The sequence below is a fragment of the Curtobacterium sp. MCLR17_043 genome (assembly GCF_003224215.1).
In the GTDB taxonomy this organism is placed as follows: Bacteria; Actinomycetota; Actinomycetes; order Actinomycetales; family Microbacteriaceae; genus Curtobacterium; species Curtobacterium flaccumfaciens.
In genome coordinates, this window is the sequence record NZ_QKLH01000017.1 from 58,014 (window position 1) to 72,560 (window position 14,547).

Sequence of the window (14,547 nt, forward strand, 5' to 3'; positions counted from 1 at the left end):
ACGCGAGGGCGCCAGGCCGTCGCTCGTCGCAGTTGTCCATCGGGTCGCCTTCGGGTTGGCTTCTCGCAGCCTCGGGTCAGGCTGTTCCCGGACCGTACTGCCGGACAACCGGCGCACACGACAGTTCCTCACCGATCTTGCGGTAACCAGCAACGCCGATTCGGAGTTCGCGCCGGCACAGCCCCCGTTTGCTCCGACCTCGGCCTCCTCAGCGGGCGGGCGCCGCTTCGTTGCGGCGGGCTCTTCGCCGCAGGGCCTGACGGAACCCCGTGAGCACGGCGCCGCACACGACCGTGACGAGGATGCCGATGGCTGTTCCGCCGGCCGATCCGCTTCCGTAGTTCGACCATGGCAGCCCGAGAGCCCACTGGAGCGCGGGGCCCAACACGAGGAGCACCCCGGCCGGAATGACGATGATCAGCAACGCGCGGCGGCCGCTCCAGGCAGGATGGCGCAGGATGACAGCGGCGGCCAGGGCGACGACCGCGAGAGCACCGTAGATCCACGATGCGCCGGACATCCGCCACCCGTCGTGCGCGAACCAGTCTTGGACTTCACGGACGGTGCGCGCCCACGCGTGCTGACCTCGGCCGTGTGTCGACGAGATGACGGCAGCGGCCATCCGATGACGGCGAGAACTCCGGCGACCGCGCTTGCGACTCCGAGCACGACCACCCCGAACCGCGACCCGGCGCTGGGTGCAACGTCGAAGTCGGAGATGCCCACGCGCAGGAGGCTATCGAGCGAGCGCAACGGTCGTTCCACTCGGGCACGCCGCTCTCCCCCGGGTCGATGAGTGTCTCGTGAACGACCGTCTGTGATCCGTTGATCCCGAGGTCAGTAGTTGCCCATTGAGTAAACTTGCCCAATGGGCAAACTTGTTCTAGTTTGGTGTCATGACAGACGAGATCTCGTTCCGTGAGCAGAAGAAGGCAGCGATCCGTGACGCGTTGAGTGTGACGACAGTGTTGCTCGCCCGGGAGCGGGGGCTCGACAACATCCGTGTCGAGGACATCGTCGGTCGGGTCGGAGTGTCGAGGCGGACGTTCGGGAACTACTTCTCGAGCAAGGAAGACGCGATCGCGGACCGCCACGTGCAACGCGTGCGCACGGCGGCCGACGATCTGCTCCAGCGGCCGCGCGAGGAGCCGTTGTGGACTGCCATCACGGAGGCGCTGCTCGCGCCGTACGAGGCAGAAGAGACGACGACCCCGTCCCGGGAGGAGCAGAGCGGGCTGCTCGCAGTGCTGTCGACGCCAGGCATGCAGTCAGCCGTCGATCGAGGTGCCCGCGCAGCGAACGCAGTGTTCGCGGCCGCCGTCGCGGCGCGCTCAGACGCAGCACCGGAGGATCCCATTCCTGGTCTGGTGTCCGCCGCTGCGCTGTCGACCTTGTTGACAACGCTGGAGTCCTGGGCGGCGCGCGCGGAGCCACAACCCCTCCAGCCGATCCTCCGAGCTGCGTTCCAACTCCTCGGCGACGGTTTCGACCACCTCCGCTGACCACTGATCCCACACTCTTCGCCAGAAGGAAGACCATCATGTACGACGTCGTCATCGTCGGAGGCGGACCCGTGGGCATCTTCGTCGCCTGCGAGCTGAAGCTCGCGGGTGCGAACCCCCTCGTCCTCGAACGCCTCCCCGAGATCAACCAATGGGACAAGGCGCACGGCTTGACCGGGCAGGTCGTCCGACTACTGGACCACCGCGGCTTGTTCGAGCGGTGTGCTGGGCGGGCCGTCCCGGAGCCGGCTCCGGGCTTCTTCTTCGGAGCGCTACCGTTGCCGCTCCACACGCTCGGCGACCGCAACCCGATGTACCTGCTCCACATCAACCAGCGCGACCTCGAGCGCGTACTCAACGACCGCGCAGCGGAACTCGGCGTTGCGATCCGTCGCGGCGTCGAGATGCGCTCCTTCACCCAACACGACGACTCCGTCACCGTCGACCTCGTCGACGTCGCGACCGGAGCTGAGAGCACCGCGTCGGCGCAGTACCTCGTGGGGAGTGACGGCGCGCGAAGCACTGTTCGGAAGCTCTCCGGTATCGGCTTCCCCGGCAACACCGACCACCACATCGTGGACCGCACAGCCCTGATCGCACCAACTGAGCAGCTGACGCCCGCCGGCCCCGGGAAAGTGCACGTTGCGGGTCTGGGAGAGATCCCGGAGAGCTTCCACCGCACTGAAACCGGCGTCGTCACCATCGCCCTCCGTGACCCGGAGCACCCGCTGGTCTACACCGCGGAATGGGAGGACCAGCCTGACCGCAGCTTCCCCGGTGAGGGAGCAGCCATGACATTGACCGAGATGGAAGACAGCCTTGAGCGCGTCCTCGGCGTCCGCCTCGACCTCAACGCGCCGGCCGACGGTGAGCCGACGTTGCTGCGCCGTCTGACCGGTCGGAACACACGCGTCGCTGACCGCTACCGCGACCGGCGGATCTTCCTCCTCGGCGACGCCGCACACGTGCACTCTGCCGCAGGCGGACCCGGCCTGAACCTCGCGCTTCAGGACGCGGCGAACCTCGCCTGGAAACTCGCCGCCAGCCTCCGCGGCTGGGCCCCCGCGGGCTTGCTCGACACCTACGAGACAGAGCGGCGCCCGCTCGGACAACGCGTCTTCATGCAGACCCAAGCGCAGACCGCCCTCATGGCGCCCGGCTCGGATGTCACCGCCCTCCGCGACCTCTTCGCCGAGATGCTCGCCGACACGACCACCGTGCAGCGCATCGCAGATCTCCTCGCCGGCTCGGACGTCCGCTACGACACGAGCCCCGCGAACTCCGCGAACCCCGACGGCCCCACCGGATGGTTTGCACCGTCATCACAGGTCGAACTCGCCGACGGGACCATCCGCAGAATCCCGGAACTGCTCCGCACCGCCCACCCCATCCTGGTCGACGCGACCGGCACGTACCGCGACACCATCGCCCCATGGAACGACCGCGTCGACTACGTGCCGCTGGCCACAACGCACCAACAGACCTCGATGCTGATTCGGCCCGACGGATTCGTCGCCTGGTCCCACACCGACCCCGCCTCCCTCACAGAGGCACTCGCCGCCTGGTTCGGAACACCCGAACACGGCTCTACCGGAGCGGTGTAACGCGTGAACCTCGACGTGATCGGAGCCGCGATCATCTCGATCAGCGGCGCGCTCTTCGCGACCGCTTCGATCTGGTGTCTGATCGACCTTCTCCTCAGAACACGAGCAATGCCTGAGCTCCCAGCAGCTTCCAGAGCCCACCTGTTCACGTCGGCATTGACGGTCTTCGCCGGGCTCGGGGTCCACATCATCGGCTTCTTCCCCGAAGCCTTCGTGCTCATCTACGGAGGCGCGACGTCGATGCTCGTCGCCGCCTTCTTCGCGCGTGCGACGGAACGGCCCGCTCCCGGCCGGGTCGCGGGACCGGCCCTGCTCACGGCGGGCGGGATCGTCGTGCTCACCATCGGGCTGCTCATCTGACCGCTGAACAGTCACAAGCGCGCGAGAGTACGTGAAGAAGCACACGTCTCCGGAGAAGCAGTCTCCGAAGACCATTCGCACCCGGGACGGGAGAACGCTGTTCCCCGCACGTTGCCTTGCACGCTCGAAGCTCGTCAGCGAACCGTTCCCTGGGCAAGGGCCGCGAAAGCGTCCTCGACCAGCTCACCGAGGCGCTCAGCTCCGCCGCTCTCGACCCATCCGTCGTACGCGACGATGACGCAACCCAAGGCGGCCATCACGAGTGTCTGCACCGCGATGCGTCGCATCTGACTGCTGGCTTCACGCTCGACGAGCACCGCAGCGAGTCCTTCTCGCCAGGTTGCCTGCTTCTCGTGGAGCCGAGCCCACAACGCGGGCGTCGACCAGACCAAGTCGAGTCGCGCGAAGCCCGCCTCGGAATCGTCCTCGATGAGCGCCACGGCGGGCCTGACCGCGTGACGAAGCGCAGTCCAGGTGTCCTCCGACTCCGGACGCTCCCCGAGGGCTTGTGCCATCTGCTCACCGAGGGGATCGAAGACATGCAGGGCGACGTCCTCCTTGCTGCCGAAGTAGCGCAAGAAGGTGCTCCGAGAAACCCCTGCTCGTCCGGCCAGGTCCTCGAACGTGACGGCCTCGAAGCCTGACTCCAGGAAGCAACGGAGTCCGATGCTCCCCAGCTCGTCCCGCACCGCCGCTCGTCCGATCGCTCGCGTGCTCATCGGGTTCATGCATCGATCCTACGAGGATGTGCACTCACTTGCAGGAATGATGCGGAGTCCTTATCGTGATCCTCAGTGTCACAAATGACGCTCGGTATCACCGCCGCGTCCCCAGAGGGAGAAGCCCCATGACCTACAACCTGCCCGCCCTGCGCATCACCGTCGCCGACGGCGTTGCGAACGTCACGATCGACAACCCACCGCTGAACCTCTCCGACGGCACCCTGCTGCCGTCGATCCGCCGGTTCGTCGCCCAGGTCCGTGAAGACGAAGACGTGCGAGTCATCGTCTTCGACAGCGCCGACCCGGACATCTTCATCGCACACGGCGACACACGGTTCATCACGGAACCCGAGGTCATGTCGACAGCCGTCGCCGCGACGATGGAGGCGAACCCGGACGCAGAGTTCCCCGCAAACCTCAACCTCATGCAGGTCGTCCACGAAGAGGTCCGCTCGCTTCCGCAGGTCACGATCGGCAAGCTGACCGGCCTCGCCCGAGGTGGTGGCAACGAGTTCTTGATGGCCCTCGACATGCGCTTCGCCGCCATCGGCGCTGCCGGCCAGGCGCAGCCGGAGGTGCTGATGGACATCATGGCCGGCGGTGGAGGCACCCAGTACCTGACCGCACTCGTGGGCCGGGCGCGTGCACTCGAGATCCTCCTCGGTGCGCAGCTCGTCGATGCCGAACTCGCAGAGCGGTACGGTCTCGTGAACCGAGCACTCCCGGCCGACGAGATCCACTCCTTCGTCGACGCGTTGGCCCGCCGGATCGGCGGGTTGCAGCCCGCAGTCGTGTCCGCCGTCAAGAAGGCGGTGAACGCTGCTCCGAGCCCGATCACCCGTGCAGGCTTGGCTGCAGAGAACGCGCTCCTCGGCCCGTTGTTCACTCCGGCCGCTGCCGACCGCGCGCACGTCCTGCTCGCCGCGGGCATGCAGACCCGCAACGGCGAACTCCGACTCGAATCAGTGATCAGCGGGCTCTGATCCGACAACCCCGACGGGAACCCGCCGGAATGTCCCAGAGCGGCCGACGCAGCACACGCCGGCCGCTCACTGCATCTCGGGTGAGACCCGCGGTGCAACGACAGACGCCCGGTGGTCCACACGAGACGGACGGGAGGCCCGGTGCCAGCTGGCACCGGGCCTCCCGTCCGCCTGCTGGCGCGTCGACGACGCGACCAGCAGGCGCTCATGCGTCAGCGCGATCCGACGATCGCGGCCTTGGTCTGGTCACGCAGGTACGAGATGCCGGCAGCGTTCGGGTGGAGTGCGCCGAAGAGGATGCTGTACTTCGTCCCGGCCAGCGGCGTGCTGTTCGCGGCGGTGCCGCGATCCGTCAGGGTGAGTCCTGCCATCCATGCGGAGCCCGACGCGGCACAGGGGCTGTGCGCGGCAGAGCCCTGGAGCGTCGAGACGTAGGTGAAGCCACGAGCCTTCGCCGCCGCCTTGACCGCTGCGTCGAGCGCGTTCTGCGTGCGGTGGAAGTAGGCGGTGTCGGTGGCGGTGAAGGGGAACGCGTTCTGCGGGAACGGCGGTTCGAGACCGGAGTCACCGAGGAGACTCGAGAAGCATCCCTTCGGGGCCTGCGCCGCACCCGGCGCGAGCATCGGGTAGCCGACGACGAACACCTTCGCCTGCGGAGCACGCTGCGCGATCACGCGGAACGTCGCCGCGAGCCGAGGTGCCACGACCGTGCGGATGCGCGATGCGAGACGATCCCGCGTGACGCCGTGCACGACCGGTGCGTAGTAGTCCTTGCAGTGGTCGTAGGTCTTCCCGTGGATCTCCGAGAACACCGGGCCGGCCTTGTCCAGCGCGACGCAGTTCGCGATGACGCCGGAGAACCCCAGGTCGTTCCCGCCGATCGACACCGTGACGACGTCCGTGTCCTTGGAGAGCGCGTCGGCCTGGACGGGCGCGGTGGCACTTCCGGCTCCGGTCTTCTGCGCGACCCGGGTGATGTTGCCGGTGGTGGCACCGGAGCAGGCGCGGTCATCGAGCCGGAGCCCGAGGGATGCCGCGACCTGGTGCGGGTAGTCGGTGGTGGACTGGAAGCAGCCGGCAGCCGGACCCGAGCCGTAGGGAGCGACACCGAAGCCGCCGGCGTACGAGTCGCCGAGGGCCACGTAGCTGTCACCGCTGGCGGCGGCCACGGACTGGACGGGCGTCGCACCGTCGGCGTTGGCCGCGGAGACGGGCCCGGCTGCCCCGACAGCGAGCGCTGCCGCCGTCAGGACGCCACTGGTGATCAGCAGCGCGTTGGTCCGGCGGAGGCGAGGAGCGTGACGCATGGAGCAGGTTCCTTCCAGAGGGCCTATTCGACAGACGATCGTCTGACAAGTAGACGGTAGGTCGGTACGACGCCCCGCGCCATGAGAGGGCCACCAGGGTGTCGAGGGGCCGCCTAGGCTGCGAACACGTGACCAGGCAGCGGACGAACACCCGACGAGCGATCGTCGTGACCGTTCTGATCATCAGTGCCGCGGCGCTCCTGTTCATCGGCCTGCGCACCGCACTGTTGTTCATGGGCGCGACGGAAGGCGACGTGCCGGCGACGGCGTCGATCCCCCTGCCGGCCGGGAGCAAGGTAGTCGACGAGGACGAGCAGTGCGCGTCCGGCGGGTGCTGGTCGCTCGTGTCCGTGCAGCCGCCGTCGGGGATGAGCCCGACCGAACTGTCGACGACGTTGGGCACTGAACCGTTCGCGAGGCTGCCCGGGACCCTGTGGGACCCACGCGTCGTCAACCTGACGTCAGAAGTCCAGGGAGACCTCCTCGTGATCCAGGCGGACTACTGGTCCCGCGAGCCTTCTCCCTGACGCCCGGAAGACCACACGAGGCGGCCGTGCCTGGAGGGACGGTGCCAGCTGGCACCGCGCCTCCCGTCTGCCTTGTGGTCGCGTCGACGACGCGTCAGGCTTCCCAGGGCCAGTAGGTCTGGCAGGTCTCGGGGCCGCCGTTCGTCGAGCCGCAGACCTCCACCGGCCCCCAGATGCCGAGGACGACCCACGCGACCTGCAGCACCAACATGCTCAGGCCGACGATGAACAGGGCACGGACGCGTCGACGATCGTCACGGACACCGGTCACGGTCAGCAGCGAGCCGAACGCGGCGAGCAGCCCGCCGGCCGGGACGACGAGTCCTAGGACGACGGTCACGGTCATCATGAGCGCGAATTCGCCTCGGGCCGCGCCGAAGCGTCGCCCGTGCGGTGCAGTCACGGTGGCGAGCATATTGGCCCGCGGGGCACACGGATGCACCTACTTCGGGCGGCGGTCGACGACCAGGGTTCAGCCCCCGCTGCGCTCCCGACGACGCACCCGCAGCGTGCCGATCCCCTGCACGATGCAGACGACACCGCTCGCGACGACGATGACCCCGGTCACGATCCGACCGACGGAGACCCCGCCGAACAGCAGCGGCGCGACCGCGACACCGATGAAGATCGCCCCCATCACGATGACGACGACCGGGTTCTGGGCGACGAAGAACCGGCGCCCACCGTTCGCCTCGGCGATCGCCCGGTCCCGAGCACGCGGGACGGCGTCCGGCGACCGACCAGCGCGGCGATCTGCACGCCGTCGCCGGCTGCGCAGGACCAACCACACCGCCCCGCCGATGACCACGGCCGCTCCGATCGCGATCCACTCGACGAGCTGGAGGAACCCGAAGACGATCACCAGGACGAACCCGACCGCGACGCCCGCGAACATGTCCGTGGTCATCCGGTCGGTCCGGCCGTCGGCACTCGTGACGTAACCGGGGCGACGTTCGTACGGATCGTGCTCGTCCACGGCCGGTCCGTCGGCCCGTTCGGTTCCCATGCTCCGAACGTACCGACGGCGCTGGGGACCCGTCCGGGTCAGCCGACCCGTTCCGCCGGCTGCTCGGCCCGGACCCCGTGTGCCGGACGCCGCTCCCGCACGATCGCCACCGCCTGGCGGAGCGACAGCCCCGGCAGGTAAGTGCGGACGATCGCGACGCCGATCGTGGGCAGCGCGACCGGGTCCGGGTACGCCATCACCAGGGGGTGCAGGTCTGGCCCGAACTTCGCCTTGAAGCGCAGCAGGGAACGGAACCCGTAGACGGGCTCGAGCGCGCCGCCGACGACGTCGAGGACCGATTCGACGCCGCTCCGCCCGGCACCCTGCGGCTCGGCCGACGACGCGAGCGGGGCCGCGGACAGGCTGAGCCGCTCGGCACCGTCGGTGCGCATCCGGTCGACCGCACTCGCGACCAGGAACTCCATCACACCGTTCGGGGCGTCGGGCGCGCGGCGCATCACGTCGAGCGTCCACCCGACCACCTGCCCGGCGCGGTAGGCGGGCAGCCAGCTGGTGACGGCGAGCACCGTGCCGTCCCCGCCCAGTGCGACGAGCGTCCGGACAGCGGGGTCGCGCATCTCGTCGATCCCGCCCAGGGTGAACCCCATCTCGGGCAGTTCGCGCTCGGCGACCCACTCCTCCGAGATCGCCTCGATCTGGCGCGTGACCGAGCCGGGCAGCGAGGCCCAGTCCGACCAGAGCGCGGTGGTGCCGGATCGTGCGGCCTTGTTGACGGCCGTGCGGACGTCCTGCTTGCGCTTGCCCGTCGTCGTCCAGGTGCGCGGGTCGAGGTCGGCGTCCTCGGCCACGGGGAGCGTCGTCCAACCGAGTCGGGCGAGTGCAGCGCCGAGGGTGGCGTCGATGCCGTAGAAGACGGGCGTCCAGCCGTGGTCGTCCGCGGCCCGTGCGAAGCCCTCGAGTGCCGCCAGCCGCGCGTCCTCGTGTCCGAAGGGGCCGCCGGTCGTCACGGCGACGCTGCCGGTGCGGTGGTAGGCGACACCGGCACGGCCGTCCTCGGTGAACCAGTACTCGTTGCCGGGCCAGGTGGTCATCCAGCCGAAGGTGTCGCCACCGCCCGCGACCAGCAGGGCCCGAGCCGCCACCCGAGCGGCGTCCTGCCCGTCGAGGTCGCTGTCCGAGCGCCCGGCCCCGGTCGGCCGGACCGCGGCGATCGCCACGGCGAGCCACAGGAGCGGGCCGGAGACACCCACGACGAACCGCAGCGCCGGGTCGGCCTGCGCCAGGTGCGTCGGCAGGGTCACGGGGGCGATCGGGCCGAGCACGGCGAGCGCCAGGTGGAGGGGCTCGCGCACGCTGTCGCCCGAAGCCACGGCGACACCGACGACGACGACCGCGAGCACCACGGCCGAACCGGCGACCGTCTGGACGAAGGTCCGCAGTCGTCGCCGGTCGGTCCGGACCGGGAAGTCCGCGCGGCGCAGGACGAGCACCACGGCGGTCGCGATCGGCACCAGCACCGACGCGGCGATCGAGAGCGAGACCGCGAGGTGGTCCGACGCCAGGCGCTGCACGACGGCGTGGTGGCGTTCGGGCAGCACCCCGTACGAGACGGCGGTCGCGACGCCGGACACCAGGTCGACGGTCGCGACGAGCCACAGTGCGAACCGGCTCCCACGCCGGAGACCCACGGCGCCGACCGCCAGGACCACGAGCGGCATCACGGCCAGCAGCGAGTGGAACAGGCCGTGCGGGTGCACCTCGGCGAGCGCCCGGACGCAGCTGGCGGTCACCCCGGTCACCGAGCAGTGCGGCATCCGGCCGGTCGGCCCGTTGTCGAGCACCACGGCGAGCGGGGCGAGCAGCCCGAACTGGGCACCGGTGACGAGCGCGAGGACCGGCCCGACGGCCGACACGGTCACCGCGGCCACGAGCAGCACCCGGGTCTCGCGTGATGAACTCCGGGTCCAGCCGCTCCGTACCGGCGACCGTCGCAGCACGCGGCCGAGCACCAGGCCGACGACCAGGGCGAGTGCCGCGTGCAGGTCGGACGCGTGTCCGGCGTAGAGCAGCAGTGCCGCGACGACGGCGATCGACACCACCCGGATCCGGCGTCGCCACAGCGCGCCGGCGAACGCGCTCGCGGTGACGATGGTCCCGACGATCCAGGTCCAGGGGCCGACGTGTCCCAGGTGCACGAGGAAGCCGCGGTTCGCCGGGGCGCCGTCGAACAGCTGCAGCAGGGCGCCGAGCCCGGTCCCCACCACGGTCGTGACGACCATCGCGAGCAGCGTGCGCCGCCAGCCGAGCAGCCGTTCGGACGCCGCGGTGCAGACAACGACGGCGACGAAGGTGACGAGGAACCCGACGACGCTGCTCGTCACCGCGACCACGCCGAGCGGACCCATCGTCCCGCCGAGTGTGTCGAGCGTCCGACCGTCCTTCGTGCCGAGGCACCTGAGCACCACGGCGGCGATGCCGGCGACGATCGTCAAGGCCGAGACGACGCTCGTCAGCGGGTACCGACGGGCTGCCGGAACGAGCCGTCTCGGATGCGCCCACGCGAGGGCCGCGACCACCGCGCTCACCGCAGGCCCAGGTGCGCGATGACGCCGGGCATCCCCACACGCAGGGCGTAGCGGACGGTGTTCCAGTCGTGGGCGGAGCCCTCGGACACGAACAGCCGGGTCTGCATGCCGGCGGCTTCGGCAGCAGTGCGGAGCAACCCGGTCGAGACGGTGTACGGCCGGTCGTCGCTGCCGTAGGCGAACACCGTCAGGTGCCCGGGGTAGGGACCGTGCGCACGCATGATCGCCCGCGGTGCCGCTGCGGCGTACCGCGAGGCCGAGCCGCCGAACCCGTACCGGATGCTGTGCTGGACGGAGCCGTTCAGGGGTGCGAGCTCACTCGAGATGGCGAAGGTCGTGCCGAACACGCCGGGGTGTGCGGTGGAGAACTGCATGGCACACGTGGCTCCCTGCGAGAACCCGACGATGCCCCAGGCCGAGGGCGCTGCCCCGACGCGCAGGTGCTGCCGGATCCAGTTCGTGGTGTCGGTCATGATGTACGTCGCGGAGCGGCCGAGGGACGAGTCGACGCACATCGGGTTCCGGTCCGGCGCTCCGAGTTGGTCGGGTGCGACGACGATCGGGGCGAGTCCGTGGTGGGCCTCGGCGAACGCGTCCATCACCGCGCCGAGCCGACCGGCCTGGAACATGTCGCTCGGCTGCCCGGGTTGCCCGGCCAGGCTGATGAGGACCGGCAGGGTCGGTGGTCGCTCGGTCAGGGCGGCCGGCGGCAGGTACACCACCGCCGGCCGTGCGTGGAAGTGGGAGACGGTCGACGGGATGGCGACCGAGAGCACCTTCCCGCGTCGCGGCATGTCGGCGGGCGCCCGCCAGGTGGCCGGGTCGACCACCGGACTGGAGGCGCGTCCCACCCCCGTCTCGTGTCCCAGCGGACCCGACGGGTACGGATCGGTCGTCACGGCCTGCTCGATGGTGCGGTACGCCCCGAAGTCGACGTTGACGCCGAGGACGGCGGCCAGGGCCACCGCCACCGCCACGAGCACGCCGAGCACGCGGCGGAGCCAGCCGCCCTGAACGACCGTCACGACGAGCAGGCCGACACCGCCGAAGGCAAGGGCCACCCACATCCGGGTGATCGGGGTGAACGACACCCCGTACAGGTCCTGCACGTCCCCGAACCACCACACCGCGACCAGGCCGATCCCGGCGCCGACGGCCACGGCGCCGAGCCGCCAGAGCAGGCCCCGGACCGGATGGCGGGAGCGATGGCCGAACGCCGGCAGGAGCGCGGCGACGGTGAGGAGCCCCGCGGCGACGTCCACCGGGACGAGCACGGACGGTGCGACGACGGCGACGTGGAACAGGGGTCGGAGCAGATCGTGGAACATGGGGCCTCCCGGCGGACGGTGCAATCGTGGCGGCGGCCCGCTGCGAACGGGGCACCGAGGCGCTTCCGGTTCGCACAGTTCCCACCTGTGCGGCTCCCAGACGGCACTCGAACAACACCCAGTGAGGCGTACGGTGCGACGCTGCCGCGGGACCGCACGCTGGTACGCACCTAGGGTGAACGGGTGACGCACGACGGATCGGTACGGGCTGCTCTCGCGGCGGTCGCAGCGGACGGCTGGGGGGACGGTGGGCCACTCGTCGAACCCGGCGGCACGGCCTCACCACGTCGGGCCGCGGTCCTGATGCTCTTCGGCGCGCTCGACCACACGCCGAGCGACCGACCGGCGGCAGCGCCCGGCGTCCCGCGGGACCTCGACGTCCTGCTCCTCGCCCGGGCCACGACCCTGCGCGCGCACGCCGGCGAGGTCGCGTTCCCCGGCGGACGCATCGACCCCGGTGACGCGGACGCCGTCGCCGCCGCACTCCGCGAGGCACAGGAGGAGACGGGGCTCGACCCCGCCGGCGTCGAGGTGCTCGGCACCCTGCCGGCCGTGCCCCTGGCGTTCTCGAACCACCTGGTCCGACCCGTCATCGGCTGGTGGCGCGACCCCTCACCGATCCGCGTCGTCGACGAGCACGAGTCGGCTGCGGTGTTCCGCGTCCCCGTGGCCGACCTGCTCGACCCGGCGAACCGCGGCGTGACCGTGATCCGCCGCAGTGGTCAGGAGTGGCGCGGACCGGCGTTCACCATCGAGGCCGACGGGGACGAGCACCTGGTGTGGGGCTTCACCGCGATGCTGCTGGATGCGCTGTTCGACCGACTCGGCTGGACGGAACCGTGGGACCGCGAGCGGGAGATCCCACTGCCGAGCTGACGCGCCGGGTTCGCGTCAGCGCCTGTTCGCCCGGCGACGGAGCTCCTCGCGCACGACCTCGGCCTTCGCGAGCGCGCGGGGCGTCGTGATCACCGAGAACAGCAGGAACCCGACGAAGAACGCCACCCCGAACCACCACCAGGGCGTCGAGGTCAGGGCGAGCCAGAGCGCGAGCACGACCATCACCCCGAAGACGACCGGCCCGAACCACAGGCTCCGCCGCAACTGTCGGCGGTGCTCCTCGACCGTGGCGGACCATGTGGCGAGATCAGCATCCTCGGGCACCTCGCCGCGCTTCAGACCGCGCTGCACGTCCGTCAACTGCGTCGCGCCGCCGGCTCGCCGACGAGCCCGGCTGATCCAGACGCCGAAGAACGCCGTCATCGCAGCGGCGTAGAAGACCGTGCCGACCGCTCGCCCGAGCAAGGACATGTCTCGAGGGAAGACGAGCAGCCCGATCACGAACCACATCCCGCCCGCGAGCAGGAAGAGTACCGGCAACAACACGGGCATCGGGAGGGCTCGGAGACGGTGCACGACGAGATTCTGTCAGATCTGCGAGTACCGGTGCACCGCTCGGTCATGATGCGAGCACGGGCCGGACCGGGAACGACAACGGGTCGGCCCGCACCGCGTCGACCGCGTGGGCCACGGCCCCGATGACGACGATGTCGGCCCCGAGCGACGACGCCACGAGTTCGGGGACCGGGTCGAAGTGGCCCTTCGCCAGGAGGTCGCGGGCACGGTCGATCACGGCGACCGCGGGCTGGGCGATCGCGCCGGCGACCACCACGCGGTCGATGTCGAGCAGGCTCGCGAGCAGGATGCAGACCCGGGCCAGGCGGTCCCCCAGGCGGTCGACGATGGTGCGCGCGACCGGATCACCGCTCCGTGCGGCCTCGAACACCAGGGCGGCGTCGGCGGCGAGCGCGGCGTCCGCGGGGATGTGCCCGGCGGCGACGGCGTCGGCCACGAAGGTGCGGGCGACCGCGCCGATGCCGTCGGAGGAGCCGACACCCTCGACGAGTTCGAGCACCCGCATCTCCCCGGCACCACCGTGGGCACCGCGCAGCAGGACCCCGTCGACGACGAGGCCTGCGCCGAAGCGTTCGCCGGACAGCAGCGCCGCGAACGAGGCGTCACCCGAGGACGGCCGCTCGGCGAGCGCGGCGAGGTTTGCGTCGTTCTCGACGAGCACCCGCCCGTCCGGCACGGCGTCGGCGAACCCCGGGTTCATCCGGACCCAGAAGCCGCCGTCGTCGGGCGAGGCACCGGCGGCGTCGACCGGCGCCGGGATGCCCACGACCGTGACCAGGACCCGGGTGCGGTCGACGTCGGCCGAGGCGAGGGCGGCGGCCACGGTGTCGGCGAGGACCCCGAGTCGAACGGGCACGTCGAGGCCTGATTCTCCGAGCGACCCCTCGGCACGACCGAGCACCGTGCCGCGCAGGTCGGCGACGAAGGCCGTGACCCGGTGCTGGCCGGCGTCCACACCGACGACGACCCCGGCGACCGTGTCGAGCTCGTAGCGTCGGGCGGGGCGTCCCATCCGGTACTCCCCCGCGGCCCGCGCATCGTCGAGCTCGCGGAGCCAGCCGAGCCGCACGAGTTCCTCGGCCGCCCCGAGCACGGTCGACCGGGTCAGGCCGGTGGCGTCGATCGCCTCGGTCGCGGTGAACGCCGACGAGTCGAAGGCGTACGCGAGCAGCGTCTCTGCGCTCGTTCCACGGGGTGGCGGCATGTCGTGACCCTATCGCGCGACGAGTTCCTTGCGGAATTAGATTTT

The 14,547-nt window shown here is 70.5% G+C and carries 15 protein-coding genes; 6 read left to right on the top strand and 9 right to left on the bottom strand.

Features of this window, described 5'->3' with window-relative positions:
- Positions 1-208: 208 nt before the first annotated feature.
- Complete coding sequence (locus DEJ03_RS15230; RefSeq protein WP_110865267.1) at positions 209-622, bottom strand: hypothetical protein; 414 nt, start codon at positions 620-622, stop codon at positions 209-211.
- 274 nt (positions 623-896) lie between these two features.
- On the opposite strand from DEJ03_RS15230, the gene DEJ03_RS15235 reads away from it, so the two are divergent.
- The 3 genes from DEJ03_RS15235 to DEJ03_RS15245 all read left to right on the top strand — a co-directional run bounded on the left by DEJ03_RS15235 (position 897) and on the right by DEJ03_RS15245 (position 3,466).
- Complete coding sequence (locus DEJ03_RS15235) at positions 897-1,502, top strand: TetR/AcrR family transcriptional regulator (RefSeq protein WP_110865268.1); 606 nt, start codon at positions 897-899, stop codon at positions 1,500-1,502.
- Between the two features lie 38 nt (positions 1,503-1,540).
- Entirely contained in the window at positions 1,541-3,106 is a 1,566-nt protein-coding gene (locus DEJ03_RS15240) for an FAD-dependent monooxygenase (protein ID WP_110865269.1), read from the top strand.
- A 108-nt stretch (positions 3,107-3,214) separates the two neighbouring features.
- The gene (locus DEJ03_RS15245) at positions 3,215-3,466 is read left to right on the top strand and encodes a hypothetical protein (protein ID WP_146237757.1); all 252 of its coding nucleotides are present in this window, start codon (positions 3,215-3,217) and stop codon (positions 3,464-3,466) included.
- A gap of 134 nt (positions 3,467-3,600) precedes the next feature.
- Here DEJ03_RS15245 and DEJ03_RS15250 read toward each other — a convergent pair whose 3' ends face one another.
- Positions 3,601-4,194, bottom strand: a complete 594-nt coding sequence (locus tag DEJ03_RS15250; RefSeq protein ID WP_110865271.1) for a TetR/AcrR family transcriptional regulator — start codon at positions 4,192-4,194, stop codon at positions 3,601-3,603.
- Between the two features lie 119 nt (positions 4,195-4,313).
- On the opposite strand from DEJ03_RS15250, the gene DEJ03_RS15255 reads away from it, so the two are divergent.
- A complete protein-coding gene (locus DEJ03_RS15255; RefSeq protein ID WP_110865272.1) occupies positions 4,314-5,171 on the top strand; it encodes an enoyl-CoA hydratase/isomerase family protein in 858 nt (285 codons plus the stop codon).
- Between the two features lie 212 nt (positions 5,172-5,383).
- Here the strand turns inward: DEJ03_RS15255 and DEJ03_RS15260 are convergent, their stop codons facing one another.
- Positions 5,384-6,478 (bottom strand): SGNH/GDSL hydrolase family protein, encoded by a 1,095-nt coding sequence (locus tag DEJ03_RS15260; RefSeq protein WP_110865273.1) that lies wholly within the window; start codon positions 6,476-6,478, stop codon positions 5,384-5,386.
- 128 nt (positions 6,479-6,606) lie between these two features.
- Here DEJ03_RS15260 and DEJ03_RS15265 point away from each other — a divergent pair, with 128 nt between their 5' ends.
- Positions 6,607-7,005, top strand: coding sequence for a hypothetical protein (locus DEJ03_RS15265; RefSeq protein WP_181422750.1), 399 nt, complete (start codon positions 6,607-6,609; stop codon positions 7,003-7,005).
- Between the two features lie 94 nt (positions 7,006-7,099).
- On the opposite strand, the gene DEJ03_RS15270 is transcribed toward DEJ03_RS15265, so the two are convergent.
- The 4 genes from DEJ03_RS15270 to DEJ03_RS15285 all read right to left on the bottom strand — a co-directional run bounded on the left by DEJ03_RS15270 (position 7,100) and on the right by DEJ03_RS15285 (position 11,885).
- A complete protein-coding gene (locus DEJ03_RS15270; RefSeq protein ID WP_146237758.1) occupies positions 7,100-7,408 on the bottom strand; it encodes a hypothetical protein in 309 nt (102 codons plus the stop codon).
- A gap of 69 nt (positions 7,409-7,477) precedes the next feature.
- Positions 7,478-8,011 carry a hypothetical protein gene (locus tag DEJ03_RS15275; RefSeq protein WP_110865276.1) on the bottom strand — a complete coding sequence of 178 codons (534 nt, stop codon included), beginning with the start codon at positions 8,009-8,011 and terminating at the stop codon, positions 7,478-7,480.
- A gap of 38 nt (positions 8,012-8,049) precedes the next feature.
- The gene (locus DEJ03_RS15280; RefSeq protein ID WP_110865277.1) at positions 8,050-10,464 is read right to left on the bottom strand and encodes a bifunctional lysylphosphatidylglycerol flippase/synthetase MprF; all 2,415 of its coding nucleotides are present in this window, start codon (positions 10,462-10,464) and stop codon (positions 8,050-8,052) included.
- An 89-nt stretch (positions 10,465-10,553) separates the two neighbouring features.
- Positions 10,554-11,885 (bottom strand): esterase family protein, encoded by a 1,332-nt coding sequence (locus tag DEJ03_RS15285; protein WP_110865278.1) that lies wholly within the window; start codon positions 11,883-11,885, stop codon positions 10,554-10,556.
- A 183-nt stretch (positions 11,886-12,068) separates the two neighbouring features.
- On the opposite strand from DEJ03_RS15285, the gene DEJ03_RS15290 reads away from it, so the two are divergent.
- Complete coding sequence (locus DEJ03_RS15290) at positions 12,069-12,761, top strand: CoA pyrophosphatase (RefSeq protein ID WP_258370864.1); 693 nt, start codon at positions 12,069-12,071, stop codon at positions 12,759-12,761.
- Positions 12,762-12,776: 15 nt separating this feature from the next.
- On the opposite strand, the gene DEJ03_RS15295 is transcribed toward DEJ03_RS15290, so the two are convergent.
- Together DEJ03_RS15295 and DEJ03_RS15300 are read right to left on the bottom strand one after the other, a co-directional pair.
- Positions 12,777-13,298 (bottom strand): hypothetical protein, encoded by a 522-nt coding sequence (locus tag DEJ03_RS15295; RefSeq protein ID WP_146237759.1) that lies wholly within the window; start codon positions 13,296-13,298, stop codon positions 12,777-12,779.
- A gap of 43 nt (positions 13,299-13,341) precedes the next feature.
- On the bottom strand, positions 13,342-14,502 hold the full coding sequence (locus DEJ03_RS15300) for an ROK family protein (RefSeq protein WP_110865281.1): 1,161 nt from the start codon (positions 14,500-14,502) through the stop codon (positions 13,342-13,344).
- Positions 14,503-14,547 lie beyond the last annotated feature (45 nt).